19 protein-coding genes are annotated in these 16,968 nt (G+C 40.3%); 16 read left to right on the top strand and 3 right to left on the bottom strand.

Features of this window, described 5'->3' with window-relative positions; all coding sequences use genetic code 11:
- Positions 1 to 4: 4 nt before the first annotated feature.
- Positions 5 to 1,474, bottom strand: a complete 1,470-nt coding sequence (sbcB, locus tag JJQ94_RS15310; RefSeq protein WP_099029200.1) for an exodeoxyribonuclease I — start codon at positions 1,472 to 1,474, stop codon at positions 5 to 7.
- Between the two features lie 120 nt (positions 1,475 to 1,594).
- Here sbcB and JJQ94_RS15305 point away from each other — a divergent pair, with 120 nt between their 5' ends.
- The 3 genes from JJQ94_RS15305 to JJQ94_RS15295 are packed head-to-tail and all read left to right on the top strand — an operon-like array spanning position 1,595 to position 5,260.
- Entirely contained in the window at positions 1,595 to 2,803 is a 1,209-nt protein-coding gene (locus JJQ94_RS15305) for a tyrosine-type recombinase/integrase (protein ID WP_099029199.1), read from the top strand.
- Positions 2,804 to 2,845: 42 nt separating this feature from the next.
- Positions 2,846 to 4,516: an Eco57I restriction-modification methylase domain-containing protein gene (locus JJQ94_RS15300; RefSeq protein ID WP_099029198.1), complete on the top strand. Its 1,671-nt coding sequence runs from the start codon at positions 2,846 to 2,848 to the stop codon at positions 4,514 to 4,516.
- Positions 4,517 to 5,260, top strand: coding sequence for a PaeR7I family type II restriction endonuclease (locus JJQ94_RS15295; RefSeq protein WP_099029197.1), 744 nt, complete (start codon positions 4,517 to 4,519; stop codon positions 5,258 to 5,260).
- A 110-nt stretch (positions 5,261 to 5,370) separates the two neighbouring features.
- On the opposite strand, the gene JJQ94_RS15290 is transcribed toward JJQ94_RS15295, so the two are convergent.
- Positions 5,371 to 6,237 carry a hypothetical protein gene (locus JJQ94_RS15290; protein WP_099029196.1) on the bottom strand — a complete coding sequence of 289 codons (867 nt, stop codon included), beginning with the start codon at positions 6,235 to 6,237 and terminating at the stop codon, positions 5,371 to 5,373.
- Between the two features lie 153 nt (positions 6,238 to 6,390).
- Between JJQ94_RS15290 and JJQ94_RS15285 the strand changes: the two genes are divergently transcribed.
- From JJQ94_RS15285 to JJQ94_RS15260, 6 genes are all read left to right on the top strand, one after another.
- Complete coding sequence (locus JJQ94_RS15285) at positions 6,391 to 6,654, top strand: hypothetical protein (protein ID WP_141557597.1); 264 nt, start codon at positions 6,391 to 6,393, stop codon at positions 6,652 to 6,654.
- Between the two features lie 206 nt (positions 6,655 to 6,860).
- A complete protein-coding gene (locus JJQ94_RS15280) occupies positions 6,861 to 7,157 on the top strand; it encodes a hypothetical protein (RefSeq protein ID WP_099029194.1) in 297 nt (98 codons plus the stop codon).
- A 43-nt stretch (positions 7,158 to 7,200) separates the two neighbouring features.
- Positions 7,201 to 7,755: a hypothetical protein gene (locus tag JJQ94_RS15275; protein WP_099029193.1), complete on the top strand. Its 555-nt coding sequence runs from the start codon at positions 7,201 to 7,203 to the stop codon at positions 7,753 to 7,755.
- Between the two features lies 1 nt (position 7,756).
- Positions 7,757 to 8,107 (top strand): hypothetical protein, encoded by a 351-nt coding sequence (locus JJQ94_RS15270; protein WP_099029192.1) that lies wholly within the window; start codon positions 7,757 to 7,759, stop codon positions 8,105 to 8,107.
- Positions 8,108 to 8,471: 364 nt separating this feature from the next.
- Positions 8,472 to 9,707, top strand: a complete 1,236-nt coding sequence (locus JJQ94_RS15265; RefSeq protein WP_099029191.1) for a hypothetical protein — start codon at positions 8,472 to 8,474, stop codon at positions 9,705 to 9,707.
- Positions 9,708 to 9,819: 112 nt separating this feature from the next.
- The gene (locus JJQ94_RS15260; protein ID WP_099029190.1) at positions 9,820 to 10,278 is read left to right on the top strand and encodes a hypothetical protein; all 459 of its coding nucleotides are present in this window, start codon (positions 9,820 to 9,822) and stop codon (positions 10,276 to 10,278) included.
- A gap of 238 nt (positions 10,279 to 10,516) precedes the next feature.
- On the opposite strand, the gene JJQ94_RS15255 is transcribed toward JJQ94_RS15260, so the two are convergent.
- A complete protein-coding gene (locus tag JJQ94_RS15255; RefSeq protein ID WP_201435427.1) occupies positions 10,517 to 10,981 on the bottom strand; it encodes a helix-turn-helix domain-containing protein in 465 nt (154 codons plus the stop codon).
- Positions 10,982 to 11,158: 177 nt separating this feature from the next.
- Here JJQ94_RS15255 and JJQ94_RS15250 point away from each other — a divergent pair, with 177 nt between their 5' ends.
- The 7 genes from JJQ94_RS15250 (at position 11,159) to JJQ94_RS15220 (ending at position 16,760) form a co-directional block, all read left to right on the top strand.
- Positions 11,159 to 11,437 (top strand): helix-turn-helix transcriptional regulator, encoded by a 279-nt coding sequence (locus tag JJQ94_RS15250; protein ID WP_099029189.1) that lies wholly within the window; start codon positions 11,159 to 11,161, stop codon positions 11,435 to 11,437.
- On the top strand, positions 11,434 to 11,736 hold the full coding sequence (locus tag JJQ94_RS15245; protein WP_099029188.1) for a helix-turn-helix transcriptional regulator: 303 nt from the start codon (positions 11,434 to 11,436) through the stop codon (positions 11,734 to 11,736). The genes JJQ94_RS15250 and JJQ94_RS15245 overlap by 4 nt, the downstream gene beginning before the upstream one ends.
- 1 nt (position 11,737) lies before the next feature.
- Positions 11,738 to 12,079 (top strand): hypothetical protein, encoded by a 342-nt coding sequence (locus JJQ94_RS15240; RefSeq protein WP_099029187.1) that lies wholly within the window; start codon positions 11,738 to 11,740, stop codon positions 12,077 to 12,079.
- Positions 12,080 to 12,087: 8 nt separating this feature from the next.
- Positions 12,088 to 12,687: an SAM-dependent methyltransferase gene (locus tag JJQ94_RS15235; protein WP_099029186.1), complete on the top strand. Its 600-nt coding sequence runs from the start codon at positions 12,088 to 12,090 to the stop codon at positions 12,685 to 12,687.
- A gap of 25 nt (positions 12,688 to 12,712) precedes the next feature.
- Positions 12,713 to 13,006, top strand: coding sequence for a hypothetical protein (locus JJQ94_RS15230; RefSeq protein WP_099029185.1), 294 nt, complete (start codon positions 12,713 to 12,715; stop codon positions 13,004 to 13,006).
- Complete coding sequence (locus tag JJQ94_RS15225; protein WP_099029184.1) at positions 13,003 to 13,554, top strand: 3'-5' exonuclease; 552 nt, start codon at positions 13,003 to 13,005, stop codon at positions 13,552 to 13,554. Before JJQ94_RS15230 ends, JJQ94_RS15225 begins: the two co-directional genes overlap by 4 nt.
- 62 nt (positions 13,555 to 13,616) lie before the next feature.
- Positions 13,617 to 16,760, top strand: a complete 3,144-nt coding sequence (locus JJQ94_RS15220) for a replication endonuclease (RefSeq protein ID WP_099029271.1) — start codon at positions 13,617 to 13,619, stop codon at positions 16,758 to 16,760.
- The last annotated feature ends 208 nt before the right edge of the window (positions 16,761 to 16,968 follow it).

Genomic DNA, 16,968 nt, shown 5'->3' with positions numbered 1-16,968 from the left:
CCAATTACAAGCTTTGAGCGTAATGATAAAGCGCTTTTAAGATCTGCATATTGCGCTCATTACCTTCATTTTCTGCGACTAAATTTTCAAGCTCCAGCATAAAATCTTCGGCTGAAATTGAAGGGTTATCTTCATTATGCATCAACTTGTTTTGGCAATATTTACGCCATTTATCAAGCTCTGCAGGTGAGAGCGACTGCGGCCAATTTCTTGCCCGATAGCGAAACAGCAAAGTGTTAAATTTACTGTCTTCAAAATCCAGTTCAATGGTTGCTAACTCTTCGGGCGATGCATTGCGAATGATTGCAAATTTGGCTTTATCGGCTTTGCTGGTGAAACCATCGTAGAGTTGATAATCTGGATTACTTGGTTTCTCGAATCCCTTTTCATCGCTAAATACTTCCGCAACCTTATCCCTTAGCTCTGGACGCGCTTTAAGATACTTTAAGTTTTCAAGGCATTGCTCGCGGTCAATTCCAAGCCTTGCTGCGTTTTCTGGCAATAAGGTCTTAGCGGGTGCTACCAGTGGGCATTTATTGATATGTACTAGCTTTAATCCAACCGGTAGCTCATCATCACCCAATTCACTGCGTTTTGTATAAAGCCGTTGTTTGAGTGCCTCAACGTCAAGGTCATTCAATACCTCCGGCGACTGTGTTAAGTCAAAGCAGATCACGGCATTGCTATTGATCGGGTGAAAGCTCATCGGGGCAATCCAAGTGGTGCAACCTTGTTGTGCTGGAAACATAGAAGAAATATGTACTAAAGGCTGCATATTGAAAACGTCGATTAGGCTCGACACCGCTTTTTTATGTCTGTGATTAAAGTAAAACTCATACAGTTTTGGTTGTTTGGTTTTAATCAGTTTTGCCAGCGCAATCGTTGCGGTAACATCACTCAATGCATCGTGCGCGGCGCCGTGCTCAATGCCATTGGCGACAGTTAAGTGTTCCAGTTTAAAACTCGGATTGCCATCTTCTCTGGTTGGCCATTCAATCCCTTCAGGGCGAAGCGCATAACAGGCTCTTACCAGATCTATGATGTCCCAGCGGCTATTGCCATTTTGCCATTCACGCTCATAGGGGTCATAAAAGTTACGATAAAGGCTATAGCGGGTTAGCTCATCGTCAAACCGAATACTGTTATATCCCGCAACACAGGTTTGTGGTTTTGCAAATTCAGCGTGGATTTTTGCCATAAACTCAGCCTCGGTCAGGCCTTTTTTTAGTGCTAACTGTGGTGTGATCCCAGTGACTAAACAGGCTTGAGGATGCGGGAGATAATCAGGCGCTGGTTGACAATACTCAATCAGTGGCTCACCAATAATATTGAGGTCCAGATCCGTTCTGATCCCAGCAAATTGGCTTGGCCTGTCTTTTTGCGGCGTCGCACCCCAACTCTCGTAGTCGTGCCAATAGATCGTTGGTGTATTTTCTTTGTTTTTTGGTGTGTCTACTTGTGTTATTTCATTCATAAAATCAATGCTTTATCTTTGATTGATGTTTCTTAGTGTTTTTTCATATTTCTTGCAATAATCCACAAGTGTGTATATAAGTGTGTGTATGAAAACTCGCAAGTGTGTGTATAGCCGTAAATGTTATCTGACGCAAAATTACGAAATTTAGTAAACAAGAAAAACGACCCAGTCACATTATCTCACAGAGACGGCCTAAGGGTAAAACGCAATAATAATGGTATGGTTGCTTGGCAATACCGTTGCCGTTATCAACAAAAGCAACAAGTCATCACACTAGGTTACTACCCAGCAATATCTTTAAAAGATGCTCAAGACCTTGTACCCTTTTTTAAAGATTGGATTGCGGCAGGTGAAGACCCCAGACTTAAATATAAACAACATAAGCTAGGTAATGCTGGGCAACCAACTCCCGCAGAAATTTGCGTTAAGTGGTTTGAAAAAAACAAAAATACATATAAACCCAAAACACAGCATTTATACGAACACCACATAAAAAAGTGGATTGCACCGGCTGAGCTTCTAAATGAAAAGCCAGCCATAGACATGACACCGCTCGACTGGCACAAGTATTTTGATCATGTATATAAAGTAGGCTCACCAAAACTAGCACCTCTTATGCTTATACGTTTAAAAACTGCATTTAGGTGGGCTGCAGCTCGCGGTGAACTTGACAGCAATAACACATTATTTAATTTACAAGCTAAGCACGTAGGCGAACCAGCAACGCAAGGTCAGCGTTGGTTACAATTTAATGAAATAGCCTTGTTTTGGCGACAAATAGAGCGAGCCAAAGCAACGCCCAGCAATAAAGCTTGCTTACAACTCATTTTTATTACTGGCGCAAGGCAGTCGGAGATTCGAGAGCTCAAGTGGGAGCACATCAACTTTGAAAATAATGTCTGGATTGTTCCGCCTGAGAACTCTAAAACAAATAAAGCCATACGTAGACCAATAACAAAAAAAATGCATGAAATACTTAACACGTTAGGTTTAGTCTACGGTAAACGCGGCTATGTTTGCCCAGGTAGCAGCCCCAAAAAAGCTATAAGTACACATGCGGTAAACAGGTTTTGTGCTCGAATGTGGAGCCATTTAAACGAGGAATACCAAATAGAGAAGTTTGTGCCTCACGATGCACGGCGATCGTTAAGTACGCTATTAAGTGAGCAAGGCGTTTTGCCGCATGTAACTGAAAAAATGCTGGGGCATGCAATGCGTGGGGTAATGGCCGTATACAACAAGCATGACTACATCAATGAGCAGCGAGATGCATACGAGCTCTATTGGCAATGTATAGAGAATGCTATTAGTGATTTACAATCATAAAATGATAGTATTCGCATTAAATTCAGAAGTAAGAGCGTAACAGTGCTATCTACGATTCAAAACAATGAGACTCACAAGGCTTCTTTAGCATGGGGAAACTCTGGAGCAGAAAAAGGTGAGGTATTTACCAAACCAGAAATTGTCTCTTTTATGTTAGACACATCCGGATTGAGTAGTGCATTACTGATCGACGGTACTCGTATTCTTGAGCCATCTTGTGGGCAAGGAGAGTTTGTGATTGCGATAGCAAAAGCACTCGTAGCTCAAATAAGTAATATGGATGTTTCACCAACAGCTGTATTTGAACATACAAAGAGCCTGATTAAAGCCTTTGATATTTCTTTGTCTAACATCTATCACGCAAAAGATAGTGTGCGTGAAATATTAAGCCAGATATTTAGCTTTGAACAAACATCGATAATTGTTGAAAGCTGGTTTGTAAATGAAGACTTCTTACTTAGCGATACGCTGCCAGAATATACATTTGTTATTGGAAACCCACCATATGTACGTATAGAAAGTATACCTAGTGTGCTCTTAAAAAAATATCGGAATGCATTTGTGACGATGAAAGAGCGAGCGGACTTATATATCGCTTTTTATGAGAAAGGACTATCTTCGCTAAAAGAAAATGGAACATTATCATACATCTGTACTGATCGATGGGTTAAAAATAGCTATGGTTCTGCGTTAAGAAAGTTTATTGCTGATGGCTTTCGTTTAGATATGTATATTGATTTATATGGGCAAAGCGCCTTTCAGTCCTCTGTATTAACCTATCCGGCGATCACACAGATTTCTAAAAGAAAGCTAGGCGAGACATTAATAATACATAACCCTGATATCAACCCTGAACTTGGAGAGAAAGTTCTCAGGAGCTTGAGCGATAAAAGCGTTGTTTGGCCCGAAGCAGTTAAAAGAAAAGATGTAGTTAACGGGAGCAAACCCTGGCTATTTGGAGGAGCTGATGAGCTAGCGCTAATTCATAGACTAGAAACGATGTTCCCAACAATCGAAGAAGCTGGGTGTAAGGTATATATCGGCGCAGCTACGGGAAATAATAAAGCATATATCGTACAAAACGATTTAAATATAGAAGCCTGTAGAAAGCTCCCGGTTATCAAAGCAGCAGATATTCGAAAGGGAGTGATCACCCACACATCAACGTCAATAATCAATACTTATGACGAAAATGGCGTCATAAACTTAGAAAAATTTCCTAAGCTAAAGGAGTACTTGGAATCCTTTGCTGATGAACTAAAGGTGCGCCATATTGCAAAGAACACTCCAAAGCATTGGTTTAAGACAATTGATAGGGTGTACCCAGAACGTGCAGTGGCAGAAAAGTTACTTATCCCTGATATTAAATCGGAGCTCACAGTTGTTTATGATCAAGGCGAGTATCACCCGAACAATTCAATCTATTACATTATCTCTTCGTTATGGGATCTTAAAGCGCTGAAGGCAGTTTTAATATCGGGAGTTGGTCAATTATTCGTGGAAAGATATTCGACGAGAATATCAGGAGGAAACCTTCGCTTCCAAGCACAGCATCTTAGGAGAATTCGCCTGCCACATTGGCAGGACGTGCCACAAGAAATGAGAACTCAGTTGGTTGAGGTGGCGGAGCAGGATGATATTCGAGCTGCAAAAGAGTTGGTATCCGTCTTGTATGGGCTATCGGAAAAAGAAAAACAAGTATTAGGTTGTTAAATGGAAAATAAAGCACACATATCAAACGCAATCAAAGAGTTTTGGGGCTCAAGGCTAGGCGGCAGCGGTGTTCGATCAGGAAAAACTTTAGATGGCTTCATTTGCATATTTGAAAATATTATAAAAAACTCTGGTTTGTCTGATGTGCAAATACATACAAGCAAACAAGCTTCTCAACTCCCTGGGTACTTTAGACCTCACAAATCATGGGATTTAGTCGCAATATCTAATGGCCGTTTAATTGCTGCGATAGAGCTAAAATCACAGGTTGGCTCAATCGGTAATAACTTTAATAACAGAACGGAAGAAGTTTTGGGTAGTGGTGTAGATTTACATACTGCTATAGAAGAAAGTGCCTTTGGTTTAGACGCAGAAATATTTACTGGCTACTTAATAGTGTTAGAAGACTCGGATAAAACAAGAGGCCCAGCAAAAATCTCAATGAACTACTTTCCGGTAATGCGTGGATTCTTGGCTGACGAAAAGATCAGAGACTCAGAATATTTACCAGATGAATCAGGTAAATATCCTCGAGTTCAAGGGCTGTCATACGTTGAAAGATATGATCTTTTATGTAAGAGGTTAATGCTTAAAAACTTATACACAGCAGCTGCACTGGTATTAGCAGATGAAGGCCGTGCAAATGAAGGTAGCTATCGAAGCTGCACACCACAAACCAGTATCGACGCTTTTTTAACGAAATTAGAAAATCACTGTAAGTTAGTTGCTAGCTACAATAATTAGATGTAGCGCTGTGTTAACTCATATCTTCCGTACCCAGCGGATGGGTACGGAGTTAATTTTTAGTCTTTTATTAAAAAGTGATGTGGCTAATATATCTAAGGTTACTCAAATCAAGATGATGGGGCCGAGTTTGCTTCATAAAATTTATTGAGTGCTGAGATTAACCTCTCTCTTCTGGATGTTGCGTGGAAGCAATTATTTGCTAATTGGATTGATAGCCATCGGGTATCGTTGAGAAGAGATTTTACTAAATATCTGTTAACAGCAGCAGGAATGTCCAATTTTACAGATTTTAAAAAGAACCTATTTGATAAACCTAGTTGACGTGCTTTCTCTGGATAAAATTGAATAATCATAGGTGAAGTAATGAAATCGACACTATCGAACTCAGAACTTAGTTTAAGCCGTAGTTCGGAGTCGCGATTATCTCCACCTTTTACCAATAGGTTTTTATACAAAGTTCGTAGATCGTTTTCCATGTGCCCAAACTCGATTTTTTCTTCGTAACCATAGTAAAATGAGTACGGTAGTAATTTCGGTATTGAACTTTCTTTATCCACCAGAGTAAATGAATGACATGCGGCAGCGATAACAGTTAATTCACCTTGGGCCGCTTTTACTGCATCGGCCAAAAAGCTTTTAAGAGTGCTCCAACAAACAAAATTACCATCTTCACACTTGATACCATCTGTTTTTGAACCATGTCCCTGTAGGTGAAATAGTGAGTTAACTCTATTTTTTGAAATAATACTAAGTACCTCTCTCGATTTACGTTGGAAATCTGCCAAACTCGATATATCAAGTTTTGTCATCATTGAATCGCTATCGAGTGTTTCTTCCTTTTTATTGTTTACTAATAAAACTATATCGTCTTCTAATCTTTTTATCAGGCCATTACCTTCCTCACCTAAAAAGTTGAAGATGAATATGTGATCGACTTCGCTACAGAATGACTCTTCAAAACTAAAATTAACCATTAACAAGCTCCTTATTTGGCTTTTCCTGATTCTACCTATGAGAATCGAAGCGGGTCTATATTTACAACCCAAAAATCTAAATTATTTGAAAAGTACTACCTGTGAGGCTAAATTTATGTAGGCATTGGAATGCGCCCTATAACCCAAGGATGAATGATGAAATACTTACAAAACCTACTTTCCCTAGTCGTCAGTAAATCTAGCAGCGATACACTTTTGCCTAACCAAGAGTACGCATTTTTAATTCAACAAACAGAGCAACGGCCAACAGCCATAATTTTATTGGCGTTGAGAACGGGCGTGCCTTGTAAAAAGTTGGTGCAAATTGCCAAGCGGTATCCATATAAATTTAAGCAAGCAAGATACAAGGGCTTAAATGCGTTGGTACGTATTGATGGGTACAAAGCTAGGCGATAGATATTCATTTCTATTTACCGAGTAATGCAATTAAGATGAGTGTGGCTACAGCTAAAATTACACTGTTTTTTTAAACAGTGTTTGGCTTGTAGCCCGCCTATTGATTGCGATAAACTAACTTTGCTTGTTGTCATGCAGTGTTAATTATATTAACATAACGTGAACAAGTGTAAGGATTAATCAACTTTAATAAATAAGGATTTAAAATGAACTCCAAATCACTTGATGTGAAAGAATTGAAATGCATAACAGGTGGTAACGGTGGCGGCGGCGGTGGTATTGAGCCGCCAAGCTACACTAACCAAAGCACAATAACGCGCGCAGAAATCGCTAAGGTTGCTGAGTCGAAAACGGTTATTGAACACTCAATGCTCTCAAAAGTAATGGGTGGCAATGGCGGTGGTGGTGATGGCATTGAGCCGCCAAAAGTTGAGAGACAAAATTATACTGCTGCTAGTTATGGTAGTGGTGGAGGCGGCGGTATAGAACCGCCAAAGTTTTAAGCTAGCCTACCGTAGCATTTGATAAAGAAGTTTAAGGAAAAGCATGACAGACTTTTTTGTGTTCACTGGGGGAGCAATTAGAGTTTTAGAAATCCTAATTGTTTTATACCTACTATTTAAATTTAAAAATAGAAAGTGGAGCTTGTTTTTTGGCGGAAAAAGTAGCCTAAAAACTATTCAGGATCACGAATTGCACTCATGCTTTTTATCTGCACTAACAGTAATGGTATTTCACTTCATCAGCTCCAATTTGGCGCAACATATAGTCACAATTGAAGGAATGGAGAAACTAGAGCTTAGGCAGTTTTTCTATTTTAGTATGTTCATCTGTTCGATGTTATTTGCTGTTACTCTCTTTGGGCTCCATAAGATAAGGGGTTGTAGCTTTTCACCAACGGCCAGAAGATGTTTGTACATTACATTTTTAATGACCTCGTTGCAGCTAATGCAGTTTGTATCAAGAGGAATGTTAGACTCAGACCTGTTATCTCCACTCTATAAGTATGGCGTTGTCGTGCTTAATCTAATGACATTAGCAGTTGTTGCTGTTTACCCAATCAGTAAATTGGCAAATCTAAAAAGAATTAAGGAAGTATAAAATGGAATTGTTAGTAGCAATGTTAATTTGCAAAGTGTTCTTGGTTTTTGGCACAGCCTTAACGTTAGCAGAGGGACATGGTAATCAAGGTATTGAACAAAAAGCAGGGCTGCAAGTTAGTTTGTTGCTAGAAACGTTTGAGGAGAAAGTAGAGCCAGAAAGTATAGCTTTTACCTCACATAACATCCTACTTGAAGTACACGATGCTATTACAGAACCTAACAAATTACTTTCATACGAAAAAACAGTAGTGGCACATCATAAAGTTAAAAACTACGTGTTAACTACGGCTGGTAAGCCGATTGAGCTGCGGCCTAAAGCAGAACGGCCAATGCTTAAAGCTGTAAAATAGAATCGCTTTAATTGTATAGCTTAGTTACGAACGGTCGTTAAGCTAACTTATTCCTGCTCCATAATGAGTTAACGTAAATGCTTTAGGGGTGGCTTTGAGCGAAAAGCTGACGTTCATCCTTCCACCTAAATTACTTTTTTATATAGCCATAATCATTGAGTTTCTTCCATAGTCAGGAAAACGACCCTGAGGGTCATTTTTGTCGTGTTCACATTTAGATCAATGTAATGTAACTTCAATGCTGGTATGTATTTCCTAAATTTGCTATCAATAGCCATAGGAAAATAACGAGACAGATTGCTGTAGAAAAACGACCCAATCGCTCGATATTAAATTGTTCTATTTTTATGGAGATTCGCAATAAATGGGAAATTTAAACTTAGGAACTATTGAGTGTCAGGAGTGTGAAAATGCATTCTCATGTAGGATTGGTTTATCTAATCGAAGCGAACAAGAATTAAATTTGAGCTGTAAAGAATGCGGAGCATTATCAACTTTTAATATTTCTGAAATGCAGGAGCTATCAATGATTGGTGTAAAAGAATCCATAAAAGATCCTGGTTACCATATAGATCTTCATTTAGATTTTCCTGTTTTTGAACATGATACGCATCCTCTAATATCTCCATTTATTATGTCTCATATGTTAGGTGGAGAAATGGGCACCTCGAAACATGCTCATGATATGGCTCTTTTGAATTCTATTTCAAACAATATAGTGGATATAAAAAATTCACTTGGTTTTTATTTAAAGAAGAAATATAAACCATTTTCAAGAAAAGTTTCATCCTACCTGAATATTGAAGAAAAGAGCCTAGATAGCATTCAAGCGGAAGCACTACTTTTTAAATATTTATTTGAAATTATTGAACCGTTTAACTCTCAAAAATCAACGAATACTTCAATTGACCTATTTATAGATAAAATTAATGAAATAGAAAAAGCATCAAGTACTGCACTGAAGTCTTTTACTAATGAGATTAGTAGTAGTAAGTTTACTGAATATTCAATAAACGATGCCGTGAAAATATATCGAAAGTTATTGTCAAAAGAAGTGATATTCAGACCATCGTTATTCTTAGATCATGTTGATCATCATGAAGATAAGAAACTTCCTTTTTTACTTTCGACAAAAGACTTTGAATATGTGAGTGACTTATTTAAAGATATATCAGAGGTCTTATCTAGGCAGTTTGTGATTGTTGCTGGTATAAATAATTTATTAAAAAGAAATGACCATAATATATTTGAAGTTACTCTATCCGCAAAAAACAAACACTTGGAACCTAAGTCTCTGAAAGATTACGCAGATCTTGATTTTGGTAGAAAACTTAGTTTTATTGACTCTCCTTGGTTAAAAATTTCCAGTGATATTGCAGATAATCAACTAAGAAACTCTACGGCTCATTATAAATGGGAGTATGATCCATCTACTCAACTAATAAAATACTACCCTAAAAAAGAAGGGCTTAACCGAGTTGAAAGCAAAGAGATTTTACTGATTGATTACTGTAAAAAAGTAATTGAATCCTTTAGAGTGTTTCATGAAATTAACTATTTATTACACATGGTTAATTTAAAGTCGTTGGAAAAAATATAACAAGTGCCTAAACCAAAGGACGCAAAACAGCAGGCTTGCGCTCCTTCGTCGCTAATTTTAGCCTGCTATTTCGCGCCGGTTAGGCAAGCGTTATACGTAAAGGGAGGAAGTCATGACTAAACCAGCAGAAAGCAAATCAAATACAAAGTCACAAAAAGATAAGTCGGGCATTAATTATTGGGAAGTAGCTTTAGAAGCTGCTGTTGCTGCGACACCAATAATTGGCCCATCTGCCGTAGCATTACTTAGAGCTTCTCAAGAAAGTAAAAAGGCATCTGAATCAAATGATCTCACAACTTTAACTGATGAAGCCGAACGTCAGAGAGTTGAATTGTTAATGGCTGAAATGCAAGCTAGAGTTGCCCAGGAAATGGCTATAGCTCAACGAATACAATCTGCTCAAGAAGTAGAAATAGAAGAGTATTACGAAGGTACAGGGGAAGGTAACGCAGGGCTCAAAGCAAGCGATGGTGCCTTAAACATAGGTATTTCTGGTAAAGGTTCTAAAGTTACTAAACGTGTTTATCGCTTTAAAGGGCAACAAGAAAGAATTGTTGTAGAGCCAAAGTAATTTACGTATTACAAGCTCCAAACAGTTGGCTGGGTTTCGCTTCGCTACACATTTTAGCCAACTATTTTCCGCCCCTTAACAGGGTGTTATAGCAGTTGGATTTAAGATATTGAGTTTCTGTTGAGCAGCCAAATCTGGCACATGTGCAATTTTCAGATTTGATTAAGTCCTAACAATCAAATCTGAAAGATCAAGTTAAAACTTATTCAACTAAAAAACCCGCTTTAAGTGGGCTTTTTTATGCTGTTTTACTTGTATTTTCTTCGTCTGCATACCTTGCGGCTAACAAGGGCTTAACGTCTTTTAGAATTAACTTTCCACAATCATCAAAGTCGACCTGCTTTTCAACGTTAGGTTTAAACCAATCTAAATGACAGAACATTAAAAGTGATTGGGAAACTGTCTCTACGAATTTTTCTTCAAATTGTTCCGTGGTTATCGTATTTGCTAATTCAATTTTGTCGCTTGGTGAATATTGCCCAGCTTCAGGCTTCGTATCGCCAGTAATAAGCCAGAGGGCATACTTCTTAAACTCAGGGTGATTAGCAATGGTTAATAAAGGCTGTGAGCCAACCTCAGAGTGGCCACCTTCATATTTTTTATATGAGCTTACGCTGATACCAACTAGCTCAGCAAACTTGGGCTGACTCAAGCCTGTTGTATTACGGATTAATCGAAACTTTTCGCCAATAGTATTTGACATGTATCCACCTGTGGATCTATATTATTCCTAGTGCATCCTTTTAAGGGTTTGACTGAGTCCTTATAAGGTCGCTTTTAGTTTTTATTAATTAAATCAAAGTATCTATAAACAAGATTAGCACATGCGAGTTACTAAAAGGAACCATGCAAGGTGCTAACAATAGTTTCGAGGTGATCTATGGAAGATGCAAAGTTTAGGACAAATCTGCTTGGTGAAGTTGTTGGCCCAAAAGAGGTGTTCTTAAAAAGACAGCAGGTGCAGGAAAAGTGCGCTATGTCGCGCTCAAATATTTACAAGTTGATGGGAGAAGGAAAGTTTCCACTACCGCAGAAGGTATCTCACCGATGCACTGTCTGGCTAGCAAGCGATATTGATATTTGGCGTTCGATGACTACAGAGTCGTTTTTCGCTAGATATGGAAAACAAATACTTGAAGCCAAGGAGCAAGCAGCATGAATACTCAAGCTATAACTCAGCTAAATATCTCTCCAGATGCACAAGCCATTCTTATGACATTGCTTAACGAGAACGTACAGCTTAAGCAGCAACTAGCTCAACAGGAGTCAGAGCTAAAAGACGAACTATTACCCACAATAGATGCAATGAAGCTCCTTGGATGTGGCCGCAAGAAATTTTGGGAACTTGCAAAAAAAGATGGATTTCCACCGGCTATTCCATTTGGTAGATCAAATCATTATCGACGTGCCCAACTTATAAAATTTAGAGATAGCTACATAGAAAGTAAGGAGGCTTAACATGGCAAATGCAGAGCCGCAGGGCTTACTCGAAATACGAGCAATGATTGGCGACCACCGTAAAAAGCCTGGCTACATTTTTACAAACGTACTTAGCCAAAAGCAACGCCAACTGGTGCTGTTTACAGCAGGGTTCAGCCGTTTAGACCTAGATAAGCACTGGAATGATATGACCCTAGACGAGCGCGACAAAGTGCGTAATGGCTTGATGTTTTTGAACAACATTGTGATTGAGTTTATCGACGCGAACGCCATGCAGCCTGAGTGCTTTTATCATGGCGCCAAGCCAAATACACCACGCTACAGTGCAGACAGCGTAGTTACACCGATAAAGCAACATTAGGAGTGGTTATGCGTGTGTCTACACCAAAGGTAAAAGCACCGGTTAGAACCTTTATGTCTTCGCCTAGACAGTTGGCCAGACTAAACCGTTTGTACCAAGAGCAGCTAGAGCTTAACAACAAGCTAACCCGTGCGATTGAACAAACCATTGGTTGGGCTGAGTCTACTGGCGGTTGTGAAAAGTACGAAATGAGTTACCCAACAGTGCTAGCTCATCACGGCCTTGTAGCCGAGAGTTGGGATATAAGAACTGACTCTCGCGCAGAACGTAAGGGGGTTGATTTTTTACAGCAACCAGCAGGGCCAGAGCATAACCAGTACGACATGATCATCACTAATCCACCTTTTAGGCTCTCACAAGAGTTTGTTTATCAATCATTAAAAATGGTTAGAGATGGCGGTGTGGTTGTCATGTTGCAGCGTCTCAATTGGTTAGGAAGTATAAAGCGAAAACCCATGTGGCAATCCGTGCCGCTTGCCTCGGTATATGTGCATAGCAAGCGTGGTGCTTTTAACCCTGAAAAACCAAATAAAACCGACTCCATCGAATACGCCCACTTTGTATTTTGCAAGGGGTTTAGGCTCCCAGCAGAGCTAGCCGTAATCTAATTTAATTACCAAAGGAATAGTAAAAATGCTCCCTATCAAAGACCAAGATCTATCTAAAACACAGCGCCTAATTAGCAATATTGTTCATCACGCGGTTGAACAGGCCAATTTTACAATCCGTTTGCTCAATCAAAGAAGCACAGTACATATGCTAATGCAGTGCGAAGACACGCTAACTGATTTACTCCCAATCATTGAAATGATCAGCGAAGAGCATGCCGAGTTTTCCCCCATTTACGACCAAATGAAAACAGCGCTAAATGCAGCCCAAATGGGTGGAGAGCCGTTACCAATTGAACAAGTAGAGGAAGCAATATGAACCACGTAATGCTTGATTTAGAGACTATGGGACAGGGCAGTAACGCTGCAATAGTTGCAATTGGCGCCGTATTTTTTGAACCAACAACAGGAGCCATTGGTGCTTCGTTCTACCAGCAAATTGACCTAGAAGACGCTGTGAAGTATGGCGAAATGGATGCAAGCACGGTGCTTTGGTGGCTTGAACAAAATGAACAGGCACGCAAAGAAATCACAAATGGTGAAGCTTGGATACTTATTGGAACTTTACATGAGTTCACAGATTGGATTGAGCAAATAGAAGAATACAAAGACAGAATAGTCTGGGGAAATGGCTCAAGTTTTGACAACGTGATTTTAGCCAATGCTTTTAAACGATTAAATGCCAGTCAGCCTTGGCCGTTCCAAAATAACCGTGACGTTAGAACCGTTGTTGATCTAGGCAGAACCTTAAAAGGGATAGATCCAAAATATGATATTCCATTTGAAGGCGCCAAACATAACGCATTGAATGACGCCATTCATCAGGCCAAATATGTATCAGCAATTTATAAAGCACTAGCCGGTTAAATTCAAATTCCAACTTCTCCAAGTTGTATGGGGCGAAAGCCCCTTTTTAAGGGAACATGCCAGTGAGCTTATGGCCAATAAAAACATTTGAGGTTTGCAAAGCTGTAGTAACCATCACAAAGCAAGTAAAGGATAATGCGCATAGAGCGACATTGTTAAAAGGCTTGCAGCGATTTACCGTTTATATCCAGTACAAATTAGCCAAACAATATATCTCTAAAATAACACCTGAGCCAGAAGCTTGGTATCAAGACGAGCCTACAAACCCAAGCGAACCTGCTAACGCTTGGTTTTGTAACGTGCTTGCAACTACACCTCATAGAATAGATTTAACCAGTTTAGGTTTGAGTAAACAGGCTGTTGCGGCCTTAAATAAAGTACACAACAACCGCCATCATAATTATATTGCTGCCGACATAGTAGCTAGCAAGCGTGCCAGAAGTATTCAGGCCAGCTTTGTGAGGCAAACGGAGCAAACGCTAAAAGCAGCAGAGGCAGCAAAAGCAAAGCGTGTTGAGCTATTTGAGCGTGACCGTTCACAAACAGAATTAGACGCAGAGAAAGTCATTGCAAAACAAGCTGGCGGCTTGGTAACTAGCAGTGCAATGGCCCTAGTTAGTGCATTGGGCGACCAAGCTGAGATTGACTTTGTATATGACTGTTTAAGCAAAGTACCAAAGCCACTACAGCTACGTTTTGCTAAGCGCTTTATAGTTAAATATGACTCATCACTTGAAAGCCTAGCAAGCGCTGGTAAGGATGAGCTACTAGAGATCAGTAAGCGATTATATGAGTTTGGTAAGCACACACAACAGGGCGTGCCAGAAGATTTTAAAAACCACTTAAAATGCCAATACCAAGCCAACGCTTGGCTTAGACGTGCTGTAAACACCCTTAAGCCCCGCCTAAAAACACTCAAGAAGATTACAGATAATATGCCATTGCCTTGGCATATTTTAGCCAATGCAGAAAAAACCAAGAAGCACGCAAGCGAACTCGCGGCCAAAGTGACTGAAGTATTAACTGACTTAGCCGCTGAGCAATCAAACTGGGGTATGGTTGATTTTTATAACGCCATTGCTGACTTTACTGAGCAGTATGGCGTTACGTTACCTTTTGAGGAAAAAGGCGAGTATTTAACCGAGCCAGATGCAGAAGTGGCACTATTAAAAGCCCAGTGCCACAAGTGGTGGGCACGCAAATTAAAAACCATTAGGCGCCGATATCTAGAGCATTTAGAGATCGCTACCGGAGAGGTGGGCCGGGACCTATTTACCACACATAACAAAAAGACAGGCTCGGTCACCAAAAGAAAGGGGATTAATGCTTATTGCTCTAAACAAGCGCTTAAAGAGTACCAAGCAGACCGTGAAAGGGGTAGACGATATCTAGAAAGCCTCGAGCTAGTAAATGAGCATAACGATGTAATTTCGTTGATGAAAGCCGTTGAAGCGGGTGTGGCTAACCCTGAAAACATGCGTAATGAATTAATGCTACGGATCCGCGAGACTGAAGAACTTGCGGACGAAATGGGCTATGTAGGTGGGTTTTTTAACATTACAACCCCGAGCCGGTTCCATGCGAACTCTCCTAAATGGGACGGCTCAACACCGAAAGAAGCAAGCAATTACTTAAATAAACTGTATTCACAGGCACGTGCAAAATTGGACCGTGAAGAAATCCCATATTTTGGTATACGCGTTGCTGAGCCACATGCAGACGGCTGTACTCATTGGCATATGCTGCTGTGGATGCCAGAGCGTTATTACCATCAAGTTAATCACATACTGCGTAGGTACTTTACCAAAGACGATAGAGCAGTCTTTTTTGAACGGTTCAAAAAGCGTAAATCACTGCGTGCCAAGTATGTTCGCGCTCGTAGAATATGGGGCCTGAATAAAAAGCGCAAAGTGTATACCCGAGAACCCAAAAAGGATTACACCCCAAGCGGCCCTCGCTATACGGCCATTAGAATGGAGCCACCAAAGCTTGATAAAGATGGCAACAAAACAGGTGGTGCCGCGGCATACATCGCTAAATATGTAAGTAAGAATATAGACGGGTTTGCGTTAGCCAACGAATACGACGCGGAAACTGGTGAAAAGCTCGTTAAGGCTGTTAACCCGGTAAAAGCATGGGCGAGTACGTGGGGCATTCGCCAATTTCAATTTCAAAAATCTCCCTCAATTACCATCTGGCGTGAACTGCGCAGAGTGCGCGAAGAAGTCAAAGGTAATGAAGAACTAGAGCAAGTGCGAAAAGCTGCTGATGGCGGTGACTTTAAGACATTTGTGACCTTAATGGGTGGTTTTGGCATTGGCCGTGAGGCGCGGTTTAAACCTGCCTATCAACATACTGAATTTGGCAATGCGTATTCTGAGTGTACAAAACGGCTCAAAGGCGTTGTTGATAAACAAAGTAGATGCACACTAATAACTCGAGTTCACACCTGGGACAAGCAACCAATTGGTACTGCCGCAGCTAACGACAACACCTATGATGCGAGTATGCACGATGCTAACAACGTCGGCGCAGCCGACCTATCTTGGACTAGTGGGAATAATTGTACGCCTTGCCCTACGGGGCATAGAGACGGATTATTGCTAGATATGATCGGATATACAGAAAAAGAGATCGCAGAGTTTAAAAAGGATCTGGCGGACGGTAAAAAGGTGCATCACAATGGCCGAGTTTATGTAATTCGGGGAGGTCAATTGCTCGTTATGGATGAAAAAGACCAGAATAAAGCGATCAAACATGACTATGTGGTTCACGTAGCGCAAACGCTTGCCCAAAAACAAGCTGATGAACGCAGGGACGAAGCTGTAAACAGCCTGGCGTATTGGGATGTCCTAGAAGATGATCAGCTCAAAGCGTTAGAAGAAGATGGAACTGTTATGGCTCATGGTCGGGTGTTCTATAAAGAGGGTGATAAGTTGCGTTCGTTTAAACAACTAGACTTCAGCGATATGGACCGAGCAATTGCAGCTACACCAGAAAAGGATCATTGGCGTGAGGCAAGAGAAATTGTTGATTTGGCATTCAGCTTGGCCGAAGCCGGACAGCGACGCTTGCCGTCGAACTGCAAATACAAGAAGAAGTTGCAGTTAGTTGGAGATATGGAGCTAGCCAGGTTGATCGTTAGTGGACTAGCCACTGATATCAATACGAATGATTGGTGGGATATTGGGTTTAGTATGGCGTAATTTTGTATGGTCGCCGTTATTGTTTCGTCTCAAAGTTGCCGTATTAAAATGCTCACAGCGCTAAAGAAGAATACCAAAGTAGTAACCAGCGTATCCGAGCTTATTAAAAGGTTGAAAAGTTGTTATTTTGGTTGCAAAAACAACACACTGTGATAACGTTTTTTGTTCGTGTTATGGAATATTTTTAACGTAGAAAGGAATAAATGTA

The sequence above is a fragment of the Pseudoalteromonas sp. GCY genome (assembly GCF_016695175.1).
GTDB lineage: Bacteria > Pseudomonadota > Gammaproteobacteria > Enterobacterales > Alteromonadaceae > Pseudoalteromonas.
This window is presented reverse-complemented; position numbering and strand designations above follow the sequence as displayed.

Coding starts and splice junctions, on each gene's coding strand:
- sbcB (WP_099029200.1), bottom strand. CDS start 1,474: ATGAATGAAATAACACAAGTAGACACACCAAAAAACAAAGAAAATACA.
- JJQ94_RS15305 (WP_099029199.1), top strand. CDS start 1,595: ATGTTATCTGACGCAAAATTACGAAATTTAGTAAACAAGAAAAACGAC.
- JJQ94_RS15295 (WP_099029197.1), top strand. CDS start 4,517: ATGGAAAATAAAGCACACATATCAAACGCAATCAAAGAGTTTTGGGGC.
- JJQ94_RS15290 (WP_099029196.1), bottom strand. CDS start 6,237: ATGGTTAATTTTAGTTTTGAAGAGTCATTCTGTAGCGAAGTCGATCAC.
- JJQ94_RS15285 (WP_141557597.1), top strand. CDS start 6,391: ATGATGAAATACTTACAAAACCTACTTTCCCTAGTCGTCAGTAAATCT.
- JJQ94_RS15280 (WP_099029194.1), top strand. CDS start 6,861: ATGAACTCCAAATCACTTGATGTGAAAGAATTGAAATGCATAACAGGT.
- JJQ94_RS15275 (WP_099029193.1), top strand. CDS start 7,201: ATGACAGACTTTTTTGTGTTCACTGGGGGAGCAATTAGAGTTTTAGAA.
- JJQ94_RS15270 (WP_099029192.1), top strand. CDS start 7,757: ATGGAATTGTTAGTAGCAATGTTAATTTGCAAAGTGTTCTTGGTTTTT.
- JJQ94_RS15265 (WP_099029191.1), top strand. CDS start 8,472: ATGGGAAATTTAAACTTAGGAACTATTGAGTGTCAGGAGTGTGAAAAT.
- JJQ94_RS15260 (WP_099029190.1), top strand. CDS start 9,820: ATGACTAAACCAGCAGAAAGCAAATCAAATACAAAGTCACAAAAAGAT.
- JJQ94_RS15255 (WP_201435427.1), bottom strand. CDS start 10,981: ATGTCAAATACTATTGGCGAAAAGTTTCGATTAATCCGTAATACAACA.
- JJQ94_RS15250 (WP_099029189.1), top strand. CDS start 11,159: ATGGAAGATGCAAAGTTTAGGACAAATCTGCTTGGTGAAGTTGTTGGC.
- JJQ94_RS15245 (WP_099029188.1), top strand. CDS start 11,434: ATGAATACTCAAGCTATAACTCAGCTAAATATCTCTCCAGATGCACAA.
- JJQ94_RS15240 (WP_099029187.1), top strand. CDS start 11,738: ATGGCAAATGCAGAGCCGCAGGGCTTACTCGAAATACGAGCAATGATT.
- JJQ94_RS15235 (WP_099029186.1), top strand. CDS start 12,088: ATGCGTGTGTCTACACCAAAGGTAAAAGCACCGGTTAGAACCTTTATG.
- JJQ94_RS15230 (WP_099029185.1), top strand. CDS start 12,713: ATGCTCCCTATCAAAGACCAAGATCTATCTAAAACACAGCGCCTAATT.
- JJQ94_RS15225 (WP_099029184.1), top strand. CDS start 13,003: ATGAACCACGTAATGCTTGATTTAGAGACTATGGGACAGGGCAGTAAC.